General features: G+C 40.7%; 18 protein-coding genes and 1 pseudogene. 9 read left to right on the forward strand and 10 right to left on the reverse strand.

What is annotated here, in order from left to right:
* Positions 1-240 precede the first annotated feature (240 nt).
* Positions 241-819, forward strand: a complete 579-nt coding sequence (locus tag ATE92_RS12815) for a nuclear transport factor 2 family protein (protein ID WP_100804087.1) — start codon at positions 241-243, stop codon at positions 817-819.
* Positions 820-1,022: 203 nt separating this feature from the next.
* On the opposite strand, the pseudogene dnaK reads toward ATE92_RS12815, so the two are convergent.
* Positions 1,023-2,929, reverse strand: a pseudogene (gene dnaK, locus ATE92_RS12820) (molecular chaperone DnaK).
* Positions 2,930-3,235: 306 nt separating this feature from the next.
* Here dnaK and ATE92_RS12825 point away from each other — a divergent pair.
* The 3 genes from ATE92_RS12825 to dinB all read left to right on the forward strand — a co-directional run bounded on the left by ATE92_RS12825 (position 3,236) and on the right by dinB (position 8,197).
* A complete protein-coding gene (locus tag ATE92_RS12825; RefSeq protein WP_100804088.1) occupies positions 3,236-6,247 on the forward strand; it encodes a DNA polymerase III subunit alpha in 3,012 nt (1,003 codons plus the stop codon).
* A gap of 310 nt (positions 6,248-6,557) precedes the next feature.
* On the forward strand, positions 6,558-6,851 hold the full coding sequence (locus ATE92_RS12830) for a GIY-YIG nuclease family protein (protein ID WP_100804089.1): 294 nt from the start codon (positions 6,558-6,560) through the stop codon (positions 6,849-6,851).
* 128 nt (positions 6,852-6,979) lie between these two features.
* The gene (gene dinB / locus ATE92_RS12835; protein ID WP_100804090.1) at positions 6,980-8,197 is read left to right on the forward strand and encodes a DNA polymerase IV; all 1,218 of its coding nucleotides are present in this window, start codon (positions 6,980-6,982) and stop codon (positions 8,195-8,197) included.
* A 26-nt stretch (positions 8,198-8,223) separates the two neighbouring features.
* On the opposite strand, the gene ATE92_RS12840 is transcribed toward dinB, so the two are convergent.
* Entirely contained in the window at positions 8,224-8,991 is a 768-nt protein-coding gene (locus tag ATE92_RS12840; protein WP_100804091.1) for an SOS response-associated peptidase, read from the reverse strand.
* A 117-nt stretch (positions 8,992-9,108) separates the two neighbouring features.
* Here ATE92_RS12840 and ATE92_RS12845 point away from each other — a divergent pair, with 117 nt between their 5' ends.
* Together ATE92_RS12845 and ATE92_RS12850 are read left to right on the forward strand one after the other, a co-directional pair.
* The gene (locus tag ATE92_RS12845) at positions 9,109-10,533 is read left to right on the forward strand and encodes an L-serine ammonia-lyase (protein ID WP_100804092.1); all 1,425 of its coding nucleotides are present in this window, start codon (positions 9,109-9,111) and stop codon (positions 10,531-10,533) included.
* A 189-nt stretch (positions 10,534-10,722) separates the two neighbouring features.
* A complete protein-coding gene (locus tag ATE92_RS12850; protein WP_100804093.1) occupies positions 10,723-11,247 on the forward strand; it encodes a hypothetical protein in 525 nt (174 codons plus the stop codon).
* On the opposite strand, the gene ATE92_RS12855 is transcribed toward ATE92_RS12850, so the two are convergent.
* Positions 11,248-11,706 carry a nuclear transport factor 2 family protein gene (locus ATE92_RS12855; protein ID WP_100804094.1) on the reverse strand — a complete coding sequence of 153 codons (459 nt, stop codon included), beginning with the start codon at positions 11,704-11,706 and terminating at the stop codon, positions 11,248-11,250. It abuts the gene before it with no gap.
* Positions 11,707-11,771: 65 nt separating this feature from the next.
* On the opposite strand from ATE92_RS12855, the gene panB reads away from it, so the two are divergent.
* Both panB and ATE92_RS12865 read left to right on the forward strand, forming a co-directional pair.
* Positions 11,772-12,590, forward strand: a complete 819-nt coding sequence (gene panB / locus ATE92_RS12860) for a 3-methyl-2-oxobutanoate hydroxymethyltransferase (protein WP_100804095.1) — start codon at positions 11,772-11,774, stop codon at positions 12,588-12,590.
* Positions 12,591-12,630: 40 nt separating this feature from the next.
* Positions 12,631-13,323: an RluA family pseudouridine synthase gene (locus ATE92_RS12865; RefSeq protein WP_100804096.1), complete on the forward strand. Its 693-nt coding sequence runs from the start codon at positions 12,631-12,633 to the stop codon at positions 13,321-13,323.
* On the opposite strand, the gene ATE92_RS12870 is transcribed toward ATE92_RS12865, so the two are convergent.
* The 3 genes from ATE92_RS12870 to ATE92_RS12885 all read right to left on the reverse strand — a co-directional run bounded on the left by ATE92_RS12870 (position 13,320) and on the right by ATE92_RS12885 (position 15,787).
* Positions 13,320-13,982, reverse strand: a complete 663-nt coding sequence (locus ATE92_RS12870; RefSeq protein WP_100804097.1) for a response regulator transcription factor — start codon at positions 13,980-13,982, stop codon at positions 13,320-13,322. The genes ATE92_RS12865 and ATE92_RS12870 overlap by 4 nt on opposite strands.
* Positions 13,960-14,748, reverse strand: coding sequence for a sensor histidine kinase (locus ATE92_RS12875; RefSeq protein WP_100804098.1), 789 nt, complete (start codon positions 14,746-14,748; stop codon positions 13,960-13,962). The genes ATE92_RS12870 and ATE92_RS12875 overlap by 23 nt, the downstream gene beginning before the upstream one ends.
* Positions 14,749-15,439: 691 nt before the next feature.
* A complete protein-coding gene (locus ATE92_RS12885) occupies positions 15,440-15,787 on the reverse strand; it encodes a hypothetical protein (protein ID WP_100804100.1) in 348 nt (115 codons plus the stop codon).
* 262 nt (positions 15,788-16,049) lie between these two features.
* On the opposite strand from ATE92_RS12885, the gene ATE92_RS12890 reads away from it, so the two are divergent.
* The gene (locus ATE92_RS12890) at positions 16,050-16,868 is read left to right on the forward strand and encodes a peptidoglycan-binding protein (protein ID WP_100804101.1); all 819 of its coding nucleotides are present in this window, start codon (positions 16,050-16,052) and stop codon (positions 16,866-16,868) included.
* Between the two features lie 9 nt (positions 16,869-16,877).
* On the opposite strand, the gene ATE92_RS12895 is transcribed toward ATE92_RS12890, so the two are convergent.
* From ATE92_RS12895 to ATE92_RS12910, 4 genes are read right to left on the reverse strand one after another with little or no spacing between them, the layout of a single operon-like run.
* Positions 16,878-17,723: a biotin-dependent carboxyltransferase family protein gene (locus tag ATE92_RS12895; RefSeq protein WP_100804102.1), complete on the reverse strand. Its 846-nt coding sequence runs from the start codon at positions 17,721-17,723 to the stop codon at positions 16,878-16,880.
* Complete coding sequence (gene pxpB / locus ATE92_RS12900) at positions 17,716-18,444, reverse strand: 5-oxoprolinase subunit PxpB (protein WP_100804103.1); 729 nt, start codon at positions 18,442-18,444, stop codon at positions 17,716-17,718. The genes ATE92_RS12895 and pxpB overlap by 8 nt, the downstream gene beginning before the upstream one ends.
* The gene (locus tag ATE92_RS12905) at positions 18,441-19,175 is read right to left on the reverse strand and encodes a LamB/YcsF family protein (RefSeq protein WP_157809636.1); all 735 of its coding nucleotides are present in this window, start codon (positions 19,173-19,175) and stop codon (positions 18,441-18,443) included. The genes pxpB and ATE92_RS12905 overlap by 4 nt, the downstream gene beginning before the upstream one ends.
* Complete coding sequence (locus tag ATE92_RS12910; protein WP_100804105.1) at positions 19,172-20,398, reverse strand: Nramp family divalent metal transporter; 1,227 nt, start codon at positions 20,396-20,398, stop codon at positions 19,172-19,174. Before ATE92_RS12910 ends, ATE92_RS12905 begins: the two co-directional genes overlap by 4 nt.
* Positions 20,399-20,440 lie beyond the last annotated feature (42 nt).

Genomic DNA, 20,440 nt, shown 5'->3' on the forward strand with positions numbered 1-20,440 from the left:
GTGGTCACTGAGCGGATCCCAAGAGACTGCACTCTTTTAAACGAAAGCACAACATCACCTGCCATTCATCGGAAAAATCATCAATACTATTAAATTTTTAACCGAATTCCTTCAAATTGATTCCTTGCAAACAAGTTGACTCTCAAAATAATACTGTAGGAAATTGCAATAAGCGGTCGTTAATAGTGTACCTTTAGGAAACTACTAACCAGACAACTAAGTCTATTAATCACCCAACGAATGAAAAAAGTAAGCATTTTAGTATTGGTAATGATATTTATTACACTTGGCGCCTGTAAAGAGGCTGCCGAGAAAGAACCAGTTGTAGAAGAAGTCGAAACCGAAACTGTCGATGCCCCGGATTATGCCGCCTTCGATTCGAAAGTTGCTACTATTCGTGCCTTCACTGCAGCCCATGGTGCAGAGGATATGGAACAGCTATCTGCACTTATGGCCGACACCCTTAAATATAGTCCGGCGGAATACAACGGCAATCAGTGGGTTGGAAAGGCAGAACTATTGGAAGGACTAAAAAATTACCATAAAGATTTTGACAACATCAAATTCACTGAGGGCATTACGCTTGCCGACACCCTTGGTGGTGGGATGTGGTCCGGCTCGGTATATCCGGAAGCTACTGCTTCCATTAGCCCCGATGCTATTCGTGTTTATGGTACTTGGACAGCCACACATACCGCCACTAAAAAAGAAATCGGTGTGAAGTGGTTCGGATTGTTTTGGATGAACGAAGCTGGTAAAATTGCTATGTATACAGCCTATTTCGATGTAAATGGAATTGTGGCACAAGTGGCAAAATAAGCAGTAACGATCCCGAAATGTCTCCCTGAGCGCAGTCGAAGGGTAGTTTCGAAATTAGAAACTCGATCTGTAACAAAAACGAAAAATGCCCCGCTTATGCAGGGCATTCTTTTTTATTTCTCATCGTAAAGATCCCGAAGCAACCGCTCAGCATATCTCTTCTCGATACAATTCGCCAAAGGCGAATCACTCGAAGTGACAATTTACTTCACTTCTTCAAAATCTACGTCTTCAACATCAGAGTTTTCTTCTTGTCCGTTGCTGGATGCATTTCCTGCATCTCCCTCGGGAGCTCCTTGTTGTGATTCAGCTTGCGCCTTATACATTTCTTCGGAAGCAGTTTTCCACGCCTCGTTAATCTTATCTAACGCAGGTTGTATGGTCGCTACTTCTTTGGTTTCGTAAGCTTTCTTCAGCTCTTCCAAAGCATCTTCGATAGGCTTCTTCTTATCGGCAGATAGTTTTTCACCAAATTCCTTCAACTGACTCTCCGTCTGGAAGATCATCGCATCGGCTTCGTTTAGCTTATCGGCTTTTTCCTTCACCAACTTATCGGCTTCGGCATTTGCTTCAGCTTCGGCTTTCATCTTCTTGATTTCTTCTTCGGTCAAACCTGAAGAAGCTTCAATACGAATGTCTTGCGACTTGTTTGTAGCCTTGTCCGTAGCGCTTACCTTAATAATACCATTCGCATCGATATCGAAAGTCACTTCAATTTGAGGTGTTCCTCTTCGTGCAGGTGGAATTCCGTCTAAGTGGAAACGACCAATTGTCTTATTGTCGGTCGCCATAGGACGCTCTCCCTGCAATACGTGAATTTCAACACTCGGCTGATTGTCGGCCGCAGTGGAAAATATCTGCGATTTCTTTGTTGGGATGGTCGTATTGGCATCAATCAATCTGGTCATCACACTTCCCATGGTTTCAATCCCAAGAGAAAGTGGTGTAACGTCCAATAACAATACATCTTTTACATCTCCGGTCAATACTCCCCTTGAATTGCAGCACCAACGGCTACAACCTCATCGGGATTTACTCCTTTGTTAGGTGCTTTTCCGAAGAATTTCTCTACCGCTTCCTGAACTGCAGGAATACGTGTTGAACCTCCTACTAAGATAATCTCATCGATATCGGTTTTCTTAAGACCTGCTGCTTTTAAGGCAGTTTCACATGGCTTGATGGTGCGTTTTACCAAATCGTCGATCAATTGTTCAAACTTTGCTTTGGTCAATGTTTTTACCAAGTGCTTTGGTCCGCTAGCGGTAGCCGTAACATAAGGCAAATTGATTTCGGTTTGTGCAGCTGAAGACAATTCGATCTTCGCTTTTTCGGCAGCTTCTTTTAAACGTTGTAAGGCCATTGGGTCTTTTCTAAGATCCATAGACTCTTCCTTTTCAAATTCGTCCGCCAACCAGTTGATAATCTTCTGATCTACATCGTCCCCACCTAAGTGTGTATCTCCGTCGGTAGACAGTACTTCAAAAACACCGTCACCCAATTCAAGGATAGAAACGTCATGTGTTCCTCCACCAAAATCGAATACTACGATTTTTTGGTCTGTTCCTTTTTTATCCATTCCGTATGCCAATGCAGCCGCAGTAGGCTCATTGATGATACGTCTTACTTTTAAACCTGCAATCTCACCGGCTTCTTTGGTTGCCTGTCTCTGACTGTCGTTAAAATAAGCAGGAACGGTAATTACCGCTTCGGTAACATCGTGTCCCAGGTAATCTTCGGCGGTCTTCTTCATTTTCTGAAGTACCATCGCACTCAATTCCTGTGGTGTATATAAACGTCCGTCGATATCCACACGTGGTGTATCGTTATCTCCCTTTACAACTTTAAAGGCAGCACGGTCGGCTTCATTTTTAGATTCGCTGAACTTATTCCCCATAAAACGCTTAATAGAAGAAATGGTTTTGGTAGGATTGGTTACCGCCTGTCTTTTGGCGGGATCCCCTACTTTAATTTCACCTCCTTCTACAAAGGCAATTACTGAAGGTGTTGTTCTTTTTCCTTCGGCATTAGGAATTACTGTCGGCTCGCTACCTTCCATTACGGCGACACACGAGTTGGTAGTTCCTAAGTCGATTCCAATTATTTTACTCATAGTGTTATAATTATATGTTTTACTAATTCAATTTTTAATTTACGAAGTGTATATGACAAGGATTGTGCCAGTGAAATGATTCTGCCATACTGTCAGAATCTGGAGTATTAGATTGTAGGACCCGCCCGAACGTACCGTTCGGTACGGGCGGGTTGTTGGATAGGTTGATCATCTCACGCTTCACTCTTCCCCTTTACCCTTCACTGGTCACTTTTCTTCAGGCCCCTAAAAAATCTGATAATTTCTTAACACATGGTTTTGTTAGTATGGAAATATTCCATAAATTTGGATTATTTCCAAGTTACTATGTTTATCAATGTACATACCTATTTCAGTCTTCGCTACGGCACCATAAAACCCCGTGACCTGCTGGAGTTGGCACAAGGTTTAAAAATTCCTTGTATGGCGCTTACCGATATCAACAATACCTCGGCATGCCTGGACTTTGTACGCCTGGCGCCACAGCACAACATTCGCCCGGTGCTGGGTGTCGATTTCCGCAACGGGGCTCAACAACAGTTCATTCTATTGGCGAAAAACAATGAGGGATTTCTACAGATAAACACCTACCTGTCTTCTTTTTTATATTCAGGAATAAAAATACCGGAAAGGGCACAACCGTTTCACAATACTTTTGTTATCTATCCCTTTGCAGCCTTTAAAGGAGAAACGCTTTCCGAAAACGAATTTCTGGGAGTGAGAGCCGAAGATCTTAACCGACTCAAATTCTCGCCCTGGCGCAATCACTTAGAGAAGCTGGTGGTATTGCATACTGTTTCCTTTAAGAACAAAAAAGATTTCAATACCCATCGTCTGCTTCGGGCGGTCGATAACAATACTTTACTGAGTAAACTTCCACCTTCGGAACAAGGACGCGAAACCGATCTTTTAATTTCTTCAGCAATACTTAAAGAAACCTTTCAGGAATTTCCGGAACTTATTCAAAATACAGAGGCCTTATTGGAACGCTGTACGATTGCTTTCGACTTTAGTAAAGAAATTCCCAACAATCAGCATTCCTACACAAATAGTGAAACGCTCGATTTTCGCTTGCTGAAAAAACTCACCTACGCCGGTCTCCCCTATCGGTACGGTATTCCTTCCGATGCAGTTTTGGATCGCATTCAGAAAGAACTGGGAATTATCAAGGAGAAGGGGTTTGTTTCCTACTTTTTAATCAATTGGAAAATTTTAAAATACGCCCGTAGCAAAGGTTATTTTTATGTAGGTCGCGGAAGTGGTGCTAATAGCGTGGTCGCCTATCTGCTTCGCATCACCGATGTAGATCCTATCGAGCTCGATCTCTACTTCGAACGTTTTATCAATCTGTATCGCAAAAATCCGCCCGACTTCGATATCGACTTCTCATGGAAGGATCGGGATGATATCACTCAGTTTATGTTCCGAAGGTTTAAAAATACAGCGCTGCTTACCGTTTACAATACCTTTAAATACAAGGCTTCGGTTCGGGAATTGGGAAAAGTGTTTGGATTGCCAAAAGCCGAAATAGATGTGCTCTCCAAAGGGGAATACAATTTTAAAACTCTGGACAAATTGTCGCGATTGGTTGTGGTGTATGGCCAGTATATTCAAGGGTTTCCCAACTATCTGGGGATTCATGCCGGCGGTATCCTTATTTCCGAAAAGCCCATCCATTATTACACCGCCACCTTTATGCCTCCCAAAGGCTTCCCAACCACTCATTTCGATATGGTAGCTGCAGAAGACATCGGACTGTACAAATTCGATATTTTAAGTCAGCGTGGGCTGGGAAAAATCAAAGACGCTGTGGAGGTAATTCGGTACAATCATCCTCAACTACCTCCTATCGATATTCACGACATCAAACGATTTAAACAGGACGAGCGCATTAAAGACCTGCTGCGGAATGCCAAGGCAATTGGTTGCTTTTATGTAGAATCTCCCGCCATGCGAATGCTATTGCGCAAACTACAGGTAGACGATTATCTGGGTTTGGTTGCGGCCAGTTCGGTTATTCGTCCCGGAGTGGCCAAGTCGGGAATGATGCGGGAATATATTTTACGCTACCGCTTCCCCGAAAGAAGAAAAGATGCTCACCCCGTTATGCAGGATATTATGCCCGAAACTTATGGGGTAATGGTCTATCAGGAAGATGTGATTAAAGTAGCACATTATTTTGGTGGTCTCACTTTGGGCGAGGCCGATATGCTACGCAGAGGGATGTCGGGAAAATTTCGTTCCCGGGAAGAGTTTTTAAAGGTAAAGCAGCAATTTTTCGACAATTGTCACAGTAGCGGAAAAGGAGAAGAACTCACCAAAGAAGTTTGGCGACAAATAGAGAGTTTTGCCGGCTATGCCTTTGCCAAAGGACACTCGGCATCCTATGCTGTGGAAAGCTACCAAAGTCTTTTTTTAAAAGCCTACTATCCACTGGAATATATGGTTGCTACCCTTAACAATGGCGGTGGGTTTTACAGTATCGAATTCTATGTACACGAAGCGCGTATGCATGGTGCTGCAATTCTTGCGCCCTGTATTAACCACAGCCGGGGCGAAACAATTATTGAAGGAACTGCTATCTATCTGGGGTTTGGTTTTTTGCATTCTTTGGAATCAAGAGTAATAAAACGCATTGTAAACGAACGTACTAAAAACGGGTATTACCTAAGTCTGGACGATTTTATAGACCGGGTGCCTATCTCTATAGAACAGATTAATATTTTAATAAAGATCAATGCCTTTCGGTGTACCGAAAGAAACAAACGTGAACTCCTTTGGGAAGCTTATATGAAGATTAACAAAGTGAGTTTCGACGAACATATACGAACCCTTTTTAAAGCTGAAAAGATGAATTACAAAACTCCCGATCTTCCCAGCACTCGTGCTGAAGATGCATTTGATGAAATGGAACTACTCAGTTTCCCTTTGTGCAACCCCTTTAAATTACTACTGGCTCCCTCCAGATGCAGGATGCGTGCCAAACACTTATCCAATTTTGCAGGTGCAATTGTAGAAATAGAAGGCTATTTGGTGACAATTAAAAACACAGCTACTTCCAACGGGAAAAGGATGTATTTTGGAACCTTTATAGACAGGGATGGCGACTTTATAGATACGGTGCACTTCCCTCCTGTAGCCGAAAAATACAGGTTTAGAGGAAAGGGAATTTATAAAATAACGGGAAAGGTTATCGAAGAGTTTGATTGTATCTCTATTGAAGTGACGAAAATGATACGCTACCCTATTATTGAAGATCCCAGATACAGCGACAAGCGATTGCAGACAAATTCAGTTAAGAATTTTAACCGCCGGGTCCCTATTAGCCACAGAGCATAATGTTAGTTCGAGTGAATTTGAAGTGCGACAGCAAGCTTCAAATTTGTATCGAGAACAGATATACACAAACAGTCGCTTCTCGATACAATTTTTTACGCATCCCGCGTAAAAAACCACTCGAAGTGACAGAAAAGTAGAGACACATAGAAAAACAATTAAAAACCCAATGTCAGTTCGAGTGAATTTGAAGTGCGACAGCAAGCTTCAAATTTGTATCGAGAACAGATATAAAAAAAAACAGTCGCTTCTCGATACAATTTTTTACGCATCCCGCGTAAAAAACCACTCGAAGTGACAGAAAACTCATATAATGAAAATCTATTATGTATACATCTTAAAATGTTCAGACGACACTTATTATACAGGCATTACATCTAACCTAAGTAAAAGAATTGAGGAACATGAAGTTGGGAAATACAAAGACTCATATACATTTACCCGAAGACCTGTGTATATTGTATTCTATGCTGAATTTACTGTGGTTTCAATTGCAATACAAGCTGAAAAACAAATTAAAAAATGGTCACAGGCAAAAAAAGAAGCATTAATTAATAACGAATATGAAAAGCTTCAAAACCTATCTAAAAAGAAAATTTTTAAATAATAAAGCTGTTAACCTGAGTTTTCTCAATACATTTTTACGCAGCCCATATAAAAAACCCAATGTCGGTTCGAGTGAATTTGAAGTGCGACAGCAAACTTCAAATTTGTATCGAGAACAATTACAAATCAATGAACAACAACCGCCACATTGTCCACATGGATCTGGACACCTTTTTTGTGTCCTGCGAACGCTTATTGGACAGCAAACTCAATGGAAAACCCATACTAATTGGAGGTACCAGTGACCGCGGTGTAGTGGCTTCCTGTAGCTACGAAGCCAGAGCCTTTGGGATACATTCGGCCATGCCTATGCGACTGGCAAAGCAATTATGTCCCGAAGCCATTGTGCTAAGAGGAAACTCGGGAATCTACAGCAAGTTTTCAAAAACGGTTACGGATGTGATCAAGGAAAGTGTACCCCTGTACGAAAAGACGTCGGTAGATGAATTCTATATCGACCTCACCGGAATGGATAAATTTTTTGGCTGCCATCAACTTGCCACCAATCTACGTACACGCATTATTAAAGAAACCGGCTTGCCAATCTCATTCGGACTTTCGGCTAACAAAACAGTATCGAAAATAGCGACAGGCGAAGCCAAACCCAACAACCAGATACAAATACTGAAAGGCACCGAAAAACCCTTCCTCTCTCCGCTTTCGGTGCGAAAAATACCAATGGTGGGCGAAGTCACTTACCGCTCATTATGCGATTTGGGTATCAAACAGATAAAAACGATACAGGAAATGCCTTTGGAAATGATGCAACGCGTCTTTGGCAAAAACGGAGAAACCATCTGGAAAAAAGCCAGCGGAATAGACAATTCTCCGGTAGTACAGTACACCGAACGAAAATCCATTTCCACCGAGCGCACCTTCGAAAAAGACACTACCGATGTTCGGAAACTCGAAGGTATTATCACCGCCATGACCGAAAACCTTATTTATCAGCTACGACGTGCCGATAAACTTACAGCATGTGTTACCGTAAAAATTCGGTATTCCGATTTCCAAACCTATACCCAGCAAAAACAAATTCCGTATAGTGCGGCCGATCATAAAATCCTGCCGGTAGTGATGGAAATCTATAAAAAATTATATCAGCGAAGATTATTGGTACGCCTCGTAGGAGTGCGTTTTAGTCATTTGGTAGCAGGAGGTCAGCAAATCGATCTCTTTGCCGACAATGATAAAATTATTAATCTGTATCAGGCCATGGACAAGATGCGGGAACGCTACGGAGACCGCGCCGTTATCAAAGCATCGGGGATGGGTGCTAAAAGTATTAGCCGTTGGAATCCTTTTACAGGAGAACCTCCTCCATTGTTAGCGAATAGAAGACAATAGCTACTGCAATAAAACCGGTAAGTGTATTATAATTCAGGTAATTCGGCGTACTCAACTTTTTCGGAAATTTCTTCCACATTACCTAAGTATTCCTTGCCTCTTAATCGGGCAACCGTATAGGCCTTCAATTCATCTTCAGGTAACTCCTGAATTAAATTTTTAATACTTTGTATAGCTAATTCGTCTTGAACCGGCTGTAACCAAGGATCTTCCATTGCTTCAGGAAGAATCACCGGCATTCTCGGTTCCTTTAATTTCAGATTATTATGAATTTTACCCATCATCGGATTTCCTGTCGTAGTTACAATTGAAAAAGTGGTAAGCGTACCCCCCGTTTCCTCATCGTGCCATTCGCTCCACAACCCCGCCAATGCCATTGGTTTTCCCGATTTTTGAAAAATATAAAACGGATATGTCTTCCCATCGTAATGATGATGTTCATAAAAACCATCAATATAGACAATGCAACGATGGTGTTTGGCTGAAGTGCGAAATGCCGGCTTTTCAAAAATTGTTTCCCCTCTGGCATTTAAAGTGTTGTTCCAGATTTTTTTTTGTTGTTCCGAATCCCTTATCCATTCCGGAACAAGACCCCAGGTGGCCACTTCAGGGAAATCGGGAGATCGGTCGGTATAAATAAGGAGTTCGGGATGACTAAATCCGGATGTATGATAGATAGGCAAATCGGTTAACGGCACCAATTTTTCCATAATCTCGGCAATTGCCTGCAAATCGTTATTCCTTCTGGCCCTGTTTAATTGAGCCTCCAGACTTGCTTTGATATCGTAACACATTTGTCAAATTCTGTATAATAAGGTAAAACTAATATCGATACCGATAAAAATACGAATATTGAAACTATTTTTTAAGTTGAAAAAATAGAAGCCTATATTTGTTCCAGATAGAATTCTATGGAAAGTATAAGTGTTTTCGATATGCTGAAAATTGGTGTGGGCCCGTCCAGTTCACACACATTAGGACCGTGGCGCGCAGCAGGACGTTGGATTGAAGCGCTAAAAGACAAAGGTCATTTTAATTCTGTTACTGAGGTTTCGATAGATTTGTACGGATCCTTATCCCTTACAGGTAAAGGACACGCAACCGATGTAGCTGTAATGTTGGGGCTTTGCGGATTCGACCCCGTTACATTTCCTATAGAAAATATCGACAAGGAAGTTGCTTTTATAACTGGAGAAAATAAATTGAAGCTGAACAGCGAATTGGAAGTGCCTTTTATACCCAAGGAACATATAAAATTCAATCGCAAATTCTTAGAATTCCACCCCAACGGAATCACCTTTCGGGCAACACTTCTGGACGGAAAAAAAGTCTCAGAAACTTATTACTCTATTGGCGGCGGATTTGTAGTGCAACAAGAACGGAAACGTGCCAGGAAAAAGCTCGAAAAGTTTGCTCAATTTCCCTTTCCGGTCGAAAAAGCAACCGATCTGCTGGTGCATTGTGCTGCGGAAGGGAAAAGCATTTCAGAAATTGTATTAGAAAATGAACTTTCCCTGCGCAGTGAGGCCGAAATTAACAACGGCCTGAAAGCCATTTGGGACATTATGTTGGATTCTATGTATGTTGGGTGTCATACCGAAGGCAAACTTCCGGGCGGACTTAATGTACAGCGGCGCGCATTCGATATGCACAAAAACCTTATTGGTGACGCCAAATACACAAATGCCGAAGAATGGGTTGAAGCCATTCGCGGTACCGAAGTGAAGTTCCGCCAAATTTTAAAATGGGTTTCGTGTTTTGCGCTTGCCGTAAATGAAGTGAATGCCTCACTGGGGCGCGTCGTGACTGCTCCTACCAACGGTAGCGCAGGAGTAATTCCGTCAGTGATGATGTATTATATGGTCATCGAAAACCACGATGCCAATTTTGAAGATGTACGCAAGTTTATGCTCGTGGCAGGCGAAATAGGCAGTTTGTTTAAAAAAGGAGCTACCATTTCTGCCGCAATGGGCGGTTGTCAGGCCGAAATAGGTGTATCCTCAGCCATGGCGGCCGGTGCACTAACCGAATTGATGGGCGGTACTCCTGCACAGGTACAAATGGCCAGTGAAATTGCGATGGAACATCATTTAGGACTTACCTGCGATCCTATTGGAGGATTGGTACAAATACCCTGTATAGAACGCAATGCCATGGGAGCTATCAAAGCGATCAATGCTTGCGAAATGGCTCTGGATGGGGACCCAAGTATGGCGAAAGTACCATTAGACAAGGTAATTGCCACCATGTGGGAAACCGCAAAAGACATGACCAGCAAATACAAAGAAACCAGCGAAGGCGGTCTTGCCGTGCAGGTTAATATGAGTGATTGCTAAATCTTCCCAACTATCTTTCAATTTTAGTATAACTCCATAAGTCGAACTTATTCTTTATTTTTTGTAGGTATTTTCAACTAAATCAACATTTTAACACATTAAATTGTATTTATTAACGATAAAGTGCGTTTATTTATCGTTGAAATGCATATTTATTATATGTAGCATTTCGAGATAAATTCCTATAGTATGAAAAGGCCCCTATTTCTATTATGTGTTTTGGTATTCGCTTATGGTTTTAATGCTTCTGCTCAGGAAGTTCATATAGACGGAAGGCTACAACCGCTACTTATTGAATTTTTTGCATTGTGTAAATCGCATAACATCGAATACCAAGAAAAACTCGACCAACTTGAAACAATTGATATTGTTAACGATTTGCATACAGAAGATGAGTCTGCTACGTTGGGCATGCTAAGACGTGATGCGAACGGAACTGTGAAAAATATTGCTATTCACTGGATGGCAATGCTCGATCCCCAAATCCTAAAAATTATCGCATTTCATGAATTCGGACATTACTTTTTGGAATACAATACACATGTCTGCAATGACTGCGGTATTATCATGTCTGTCGTGAATTCGAGTTATTTCGATATCGCTAACGACTGGGAGAATCAGGTGAAAATTCTATTTGAACAATCCCCTGTATTTCTTAAGAATAATGAAGGTTCCAATTCTACAATTGCCGAATCGTATCCGTTACCGGACTAATTATTGACAATCCGATTTTCGCCTGGAATCGATAAGATGCACAATTTTCCATCCGTCATCTGTCTTGGCCAATGTAAAAGCGTTTGCGCCACAATGACTTAAAGCATCATTAAACCAAAACTGATAAGGTGTCCATACATGCGCCAAATTTCCGTCTATTTGTACGTTATAATCTAACACTCGCTCCTCCCATTTTTGAGTAGCCGGGCGTTTTGCGATTGCCATAAGCAAGTCTGATGCAGACCCATCGTTAATTTTTGCATTCCCATTGGTATCAGTAAACGCCGTCTGCATGGCAACATTTGTGACCATAACCGATCGCATTTTTAAGGTATCCCCTTCGTGAAAACCTTCAAAGAATGTATCGACCACCTTTCGGGCATCGACTGCAGTAAATCCATTTTGAGAAAAAGAGACAAGAGATAAAAATAACGTGAAAACAGACAAATAGAACTTCATAACGGAATGTATAAGGATTGATTTTCAAAATTAGTACTTTTACGGCTCATATTGTTACAAAATATATGTCGGTAGCTAAAAAAGAATACAAGCGTATCACCACCAAGACCTTGGTCGATATGAAAAATAAAGGCGAAAAAATATCCATGCTTACTGCTTACGATTTTACGATGGCGAAGATTGTGGACAGCGCCGGAGTAGATGTGATACTAGTAGGTGATTCGGCTTCCAATGTGATGGCCGGACACGAAACTACACTCCCAATTACATTGGATCAAATGATTTACCATGCCGCTTCTGTAATTCGTGCCATCGAACGCAGCCTGGTGGTTGTGGATCTTCCCTTCGGAAGTTACCAAAGTGACCCTAAGGAAGCTTTGCGATCCGCCATCAGAATCATGAAAGAAAGTGGTGCTCATGCGGTAAAATTGGAAGGCGGAAAAGAAATAAAAGAATCCATTAAACGTATATTAAATGCCGGAATTCCGGTAATGGGCCACTTGGGATTGACCCCGCAGTCCATCTATAAATTTGGAACCTATACTGTTCGTGCCAAAGAAGAAGAAGAAGCTGAGACGCTAAAAGAAGATGCTTTATTATTAGAAAGAGCGGGTTGTTTTGGGATTGTTTTGGAAAAAGTCCCTGCTAAATTGGCTAAAGAAGTCGCCCAAAGTGTCTCCATCCCTATCATTGGAATTGGTGCAGGAAACGGTGTAGACGGTCAGGTTCTCGTGACGCACGATATGCTGGGAATGACTTACGAGTTTAATCCGCGGTTCTTAAGACGCTATTTGGATTTGTATTCAGAAATGACAACTGCCTTTCAGCAATATATTAGCGATGTTAAAAGTGGGGATTTCCCAACCGATAAGGAACAATATTGATTTTCCGCATTGGAATTTTTAATCTGAAAACTAACTCATAATTAAAACACTAAGTACTTCCAAAAATCTTCAGGTATTGTATGAGGACAATCACTTGATTGTCATCAACAAACGCCCGGGAGATATTGTACAGGGTGATAAAACCGGGGACAATCCCCTTTCAGAAATTGTAAAACTTTACATCGCCGAAAAATACGACAAGCCCGGTGCCGTTTTTTTAGGAGTGGTACACAGGCTTGATCGACCTACGAGTGGTATTGTTATGTTTGCAAGGACTTCGAAAGCACTTACAAGATTAAATAAATTGTTTTCAGAAAGGGAAACGCAAAAAACCTATTGGGCCGTTGTCAAAAATGTCCCTCCCAAAGTCACAGATAAACTGGTCCATTTTCTGAAACGCAATACAAAGCAAAACAAATCGTACGCCCATACAAAAGAAGTCCCGGACAGCAAAAAGGCAATCTTAAGTTATACTGTCACCAAAGAATTAAACTCTTACTTTCTCCTTGAAATTAATCTGGAAACGGGTAGACATCACCAAATTCGGAGTCAGTTGACAGCTATTGGCAGTCCCGTAAAAGGGGATTTAAAATACGGATTCGACAGAAGTAATAAAGACGGAAGTATTCACCTGCATGCAAGAAAATTACAATTTGTACATCCTGTACAAAAAGAAGAAATAACAATTATAGCACCTCCTCCTAGCGACCCTATTTGGAATGCCTGTATTTAAATAGAGATAATGTTGTTTTTTAAAGCATAAATTACAAGCCCTACTCTGTTTTTTACACTTAACTTTTGAAACAGATCCTGACGATAGCCGTCGATGGTTTTCGGGCTTAAATTCATGATTCCGGCAATTTCCTTATAGGTCATTTCGCTACAGGCCAGTTGCAAGAATGTTATTTCATTCTCCTTTAATACAAGTTCATTATTTAACAGACCTGGTTGTAAAGAATGTAATAAAGTATTGGCAACCTTTTCGGAATGGTAGTACCCTTTTTCCATAACTTCATGTAAGGCTTCCTGCAAATTATCGGGGTGAATGTCTTTCAGCAAATAACCCTTCGCTCCTCTTCTCAACATTTTTAAGATGGTCCGTTCGTCATCGTCCATGGAAAGTGCCAACACCATTATGCTAGGTTGATTTTCAGTGAGCCATTCCACTGTTTCAAAACCATCCATAACCGGCATATTTATGTCTAGAAGTACAATATCCGGGAGTTGTGAATTGCTTTTTATCTTTTGTTGGAGCTCGACACCATTTTTTACATGGTACAATACCTTAAACCCATCAAATGAATCAATTAATTTTTCTAAAGAACCTGCAAAAAGCAAGTGGTCGTCTACAATGGCAATTGTATGCTCCTTAGTGAATTTTGTCGTGGGCATAGGGATATTTTATATATAGGTTTGTTCCTTTTCCAAGTTGAGATGTTATTTTGAAATCTGCCCGCAACAACTCTGCTCTGCTTGTCATAGTGTGCATTCCACTATTGCCATGCACTTTGCCGGAATCATATCCTACCCCATCATCTTGCGCAGTTATTTCAAGTGTACTCTCAAGATATTTTAAATGTACGAATAATTTATTGGCTTTGGCGTGCTTCATTACATTGGAGAAAAATTCTTGTAAAATCCTAAATATAATTATTTCGTTTCCACTATTTATAGCCACTTCTTCTCCATCAACAATAAGCTCGGCTTGTAAAAAATTTAATCGGTTAAAGCGCTCTAATTCAACCCGTAAGGAGGATACCAATCCGTTAGATTGAATCACATCGCTGTTTAAAATTTTAGAAAGAGATCGTATTTCGGTAACGGAAGAAGCTATCACCTCCTTAGTTTCCTTTATCTGATTGTGATATTGGGTTGGCGAAGAATTCATCAACATATTAAGTTGAATATTTGCCACCGAAAGCAACTGCCCCACATTGTCGTGGAGTTCCCACGCAATATTTTTCAATGTCTGTTCCTGAATCTCTAAACGGGAATTGGCAATTTCTTTTTCAAACTTCTTTTCGGCTTCTAACCTCTCCAGCAAGAACTTATTCTTTTTCTTTTGAAAAGCTATAAAGAAAAGAACTACGAATAACACCAATAAGAATATTACCGCAATAAAATAGGTGATTAATAAGACGTCTTCTTTCCCGAGCATACAATAAATCCAACAATAAATGTTGAATACATAAAAATGTTACAATATAAGATTAGTTGTACTTGTAAGTTTACGAAGATATTATTTTCGGCATTAAAATACTGGGAAAATATGGTCAAAGGAGTGGTACACAAATAAAAAACTATCAGACCAACCGACAGGTATATGGGTAAAAATCGTTTTAGATTTAGAATAATATTACTTTTCAATAATTCAAAATAGAATAAAATCACACTCAAAAATAAAAGTAATGTACCTCCCAGATTAATAAATTTAGAATCCTGAACAAATAAATAATCTCCGGTTATTAGACTGATGAGCGAACAAATAAAAAAGATTCCAGCCAACAAATAAAGAGACTTTTGCAATAGTTTGTCCCGTAAATAATGGCCAAAGAAATAAGCGTAGAATGTGTATGCAACTGCAAAATAGCAATTATATAACCAATTATTTCTTTCAAACCGAGTATCCTTCACAAATGAAAAATATTCGTAACCAGAGAAATATCCAATAGGTGCATAGGTGCAAATAATTTCAACAACAAAAGTCAGCCATAAATAGCAGACAAAATACTTTGTAAACTTATTATGATTGGGGACTTTGATAAGGTAATAACTGCCTGCTATCGCAGCAAGTAGTTCCAAAATATATACCGGTACGGCATATGTTAAAAAATCATTCAGTTCCAATCCTAAAAAATATTGGGTGGCCAGCCTGTGCCTCCTCTGTTATACGAATCGATTGCATAGTTATTAGGCGAATTTGTATTTACTCCTAGTGTTGGCGTAAGGAACACTGTAGATGCGTCGGGTTGCGGGCCATTGGCTGCAAAATATATTCGAATTCCTGGCTTTGCTAATCCTGTATGATTATCCTTTACATATTTAATATATTCTTCCAATTCTTCGATACTAAAAATAACATCCCTTGCATCTCCAAGACCCATGCCACCACTTCGGGACATGGCACGTGAAGTCCAATTATTATACATCGTTCTTGCTTCAGATTCAGAAATACAATTTTGTGGTTTAGTTGCCATCTTTTTTGGTTTAGTTGTTTATACTCTAAAAATAGAAAAATTATACCTCTATCCCTCTCATTCCATAGGAAAAAGGGGAAAATACTGCAATTGCAAATAGGGTTTTTCCTGTTCCTTTCCAGGAGAAATGTCTGCCGGTAATAGAAAAATCCTGTTGTCGGTTTTAATGAGCTGCTGTATCTTAGACACTTACAACAATTTGATGCGTCTAAAGCCTCTCTGAATTGTGCAAAAAGCATACTGAACAGCTAACACCATACTCATGAAAAAGAACTCCTATAAAAAAGAATTATCGATTAAAGCCACGCAAAAGCGCAATGGCCCGGACAACAATAAAAAGGATATCATGAAAATTCAAGCCTGGCTCTCATTGTATGCTATCCAAAATCCCAGCGCCGGCACCTCGACAGCAATCGACGGGGACTTTGGACCTGCCACCGAAAAGGCAGTGAGAAACTTTCAAGAGGCTATGAGTCTTCCTGTTTCAGGTGTTGTTACACAGAACCTGTTTGTTCATTTGTGCGCTCCAATGACCGATGCATTCGAAAAACCGCTTATATCCACCGAGCTTAGAGAATTGGTCGTGGAAGCTGCCGAAAATCATCTGGCAAATTATGCCTACGAACTGCAAATTAAAGGTGCCTCTAACAGTGGTCCATGGGTTCGGGCATATATGGACGGTAACGAAGGCTCCGTTTGGTATTGGTGTATGGGCTTCGTGCAAACCATTATCGATCAGGCCGCGAGTGCACAAGGCAAAAATTTCAAGACATTGTTTCCTTTAACCTATAGTTGCGATACGGTTGGTACTGTCGGACTCGAAAAAGGGTTACTTACCCGCTATCAAAAAATTAGAGCCACTCCTTCGATTATAAAACCGGGTGATATTTTTCTTTTACAGAAATCTACATTAGACTGGATTCATACGGGTATCATCACGGCAGTTCGCAACGACGTAATAGAAACTATAGAAGGTAATACCAACTTAGCAGGCTCCCGAAACGGAATTGCTGTAATGAAACGAACGCGCAATTTTCAGCAATCGAAACTGGACGTTTTTTCAATTGAACCTTTGGTGTAATGGAGTTCACTAAATAAGTTTGAATTGTATTATCTCTCCTGCCCTCTTCTGAGCCAGAATGTTGATGCTCGCTTCCGTAAGTTGTAAAATTCGGGCGTAACCTCCAGTAGTCTGTGCATCACGCATAAGAATTACACATTTTCCGGAAGGCGTTAATTGAACCGTTCCGGGTTGTACCGGTGCTGTAATCATTTCGGGTGCCGAATAACTTTCAAATCCGTTTAGCAAATATGCCATCCTATTGCTTTCGGCTAGAATGGGTCCTCTTGTTTGAATTAATTTTTGCTGAAACGATTTCGTAAAATGATGAAATTCGGGTCCCGGAGTTACTTCAATTGCTTCAGAAGAAAAATAGATCTTTCTCACTTTAACGGAAGCAGTTGCGTTATCATGAAATTCAACACTCGGAGAAATCTCTAAAAAATCTCCGGTTGCTATGGTTTGCTTTGAAGTAATACCTTCGTAATAACTATAACTGTCAAACACTTTTTCAGACTGAAATCCCTTTGCAACCGACAAATAAGCCCGCATTCCGTAATCTGGAAGTCCGAATTTTAAGAGGCTGTCCTTCGCAATGTCAATTCTTGTATTTAACGGAATTTCAATGTTGTTTACCGTTGGAGAAAAACCCGCACCGGCTATGGCGATTTGTGTATGACAAAGAAAACGTAGCACCGGACCTATATAGGTGATTTCCATAACGGCTTCGGAAGGAGCATTACCAACCAACCTGTTTGCCAATTCGGCCGAAAAGCTGTCCATTGCACCGCTTAATGGAACGCCGTACTTACGATATCCATAGCGTCCCAAATCCTGGAGTGAGGTGTACAATCCGCCTGAAACAACTTCAATCATGATACACCTCCTTCTGTAGTTTGTAAGTTCCGAGGTCAATTTGAGATGAAATATCGTCGTATTTCTTTCTTGAAATTGCCTGAAAACGCACGTAATCTCCCGGCTGTACTAAAACAGGAGGATTTTTTATTGCTGAAAAGAAATGCAAAGGAGTTCTGCCTAATATATTCCATCCACCGGGGGAATCTAAAGTATAAATTCCGGTTTGTGCTCCTCCAACTCCAACCGACCCTTTATCGATGTAAGGACGTGGTGTCTGTCTTCTGGGCGTGTGCAATTGTTTGTCCAAACCACCCAAATAAGGAAAGCCGGGTAAGAAGCCTAAAAAGTAAACCTTGTAGTAGGGTTGTATATGCAGGGCAATTACTTCCGGAATTGTGAGTTTGTGCAATTTTGCCACTTCAGAAAGGTCTGTGCCAAATGCTTCGGAATAACAAACCGGGATGGTAATTATATATTTTTTATTGGAAACTTGTTGCTTCTTATCCCATTCACTTTTTTCCAATTTGTTCAAAAACACTTCAGCCGAAGTCTTTTCGTGTAAATATATAGCAACCGAATGATAGGCAATAACCGTTTCAATTATTTCTTCAGAAAAAAAAGCGGTCACATATTGTTCCAACTGAAGAACTTTACTATGAATTTCTTCACTAATAATTGGCTCCCAACTTACGAGAATTGTATGTTTACCAACTAGTTGAAATGTGGGTGATGCTGTCATTTTACAACTATTGAATGTTCCTTCAATTTACTTGTAATAAAGGTTAGAATTGCCAATGCGTTTTTATGATCCCCATGAATACAAAATGTAGAAGCCGTTATGGCGTTCTTAGTGTTGTTAACCGTCGTCACCAATCCTTTTTGCACCATCTCTTTCAGCTGAAGCCAGGCTGCTTCCGGGTCGTGAATGATGGCATTTTCCAAAGTTCTATCCACCAGAGAAAGATTGTCGTTATAGCGACGGTCAATAAAGGCTTCGAATACCAAAGGAAGCAGATTTTCGGCTTTCTTTGCCAAAATCGATTCGTACGGAACATAGAGCTTTGGTCTTACCTTTGTAGCCACGATTGCTTCAACAATTGCATCGGCAGTAGGTGCGTCCTTCGCGGCATAATTGTACAAGGCCCCGTGTAGTTTTATATGATGTACCGGGATTTCTTCAGTTTCACAAACCGCATAAAAATGTAACAATTGATTAAATACGGCTTCAGACAATTCGCTTTTAGTAAGAGTGAGTACTTTTCGTCCAAAATTATCTCTATCGGGAAAAGACGGATGTGCCCCAATTTTAACATGGAATTTCTTTGCCAATTGAACTGTTTCCCGCATGGTTTCGTCTGTGCCAAAGTGACCCCCACACGCAATACTACAAGAGGACAGCATAGGCATTAACACGGCATCATTTCCTTTCCCTTCGCCTACATCGGCGTTTATATCGATAGTTACATTCAAAATGTAGTCGAAATAATTTTAAACAAGGTTTTTCCACTTAAAACAATAGTTATGGCCAATATCAAAAATCCCAAAGCGTTTTGAAAGCTTGTATTTTTATAGGCACCCATCACCGAATTTCTATTGACCACCCAAAGTAAAAATCCGGCAATAATAGGTAGTAACAATCCGTTAGCCACCTGCGCAAATTTTATTATTTCTATGGGCTGTACTCCTAAGGAAGAAAAAACAATCCCTAAAAACAGCACTCCCATCCAAACTGCTCTGAATTTTTTTGTTTTAAGTCCGATTTCCCAACCGAAACAACCACGAGCTACATAGGCTGCTGCCAAAGGTGCGGTAATGGCTGAAGTGATTCCTGCCGCAAACAAACCTATGCTTAAAAAGTATTTCGAAAAACTCCCAAATAACGGTTCGATGCTTTGTGCCAAATCGGAAGCATTCGTGATTTGTGTGCTCTGTATCGCAGCTGCCGAAATGATAATCGCCATCGAAACAATTCCGCCCAGGAGAATTGAAACATACAAATCGGTTCTCGCCGCTTTTAGATCTTTTACACCACTCCATTTTTCCTTTACCAAGGCGGCGTGCAAAAACAGGTTGTAGGGTACCACGGTGGTCCCAATCAGTGCAATGATGGTAAGCCAGCCTTCTTCCGGAATAGTAGGTATAAACATTCCTTTTAGTACCGCGCCAATATCGGGTTGGGTGAGAAATGCTGTAACTACAAAAGCCAAGCTCATTAATACGACCAGAAAAATAAGACAGCGTTCGATGAATTTATAATTTCCTATGTACAGAATTACAAAGGCAATAATTCCAATTGCCAGACTGAGGAGATTAATTTCAAGACCGGCTATAAGCCACGTGGTTTCCGTAAACAGGGTTTGAAGCCCTAAAACTCCTCCGCTAATGTTTCCGGCCTCATAAGCTGCATTCCCAATTCCAATCGCCGAAAGCATCAATAGAATGGCAAATAGTTTGAGCAACGGACTTTTAATCTCATGCTTAACCGTTTCTGCCAATCCTTGTCCGTGCACCAGTCCCAGGCGTGCTGCCATTTCCTGAAGCACGATGGTGGCAACAATAGACAAGACCATTGCCCACAAAAGAGTAAATCCAAAATGCACTCCTGCCAAAGTGCAAACTGTCACAGTTCCGGGGCCAATAAAGGCAGCAGCAACTAAGGTCCCGGGGCCTATATTTTGAAAAAAGTTTTTCAATTATATGTAGATTTCAGCTTAAAGGTATCAAAAAAAAAGGAT

The sequence above is a fragment of the Ulvibacter sp. MAR_2010_11 genome (assembly GCF_002813135.1).
In the GTDB taxonomy this organism is placed as follows: Bacteria; Bacteroidota; Bacteroidia; order Flavobacteriales; family Flavobacteriaceae; genus Altibacter.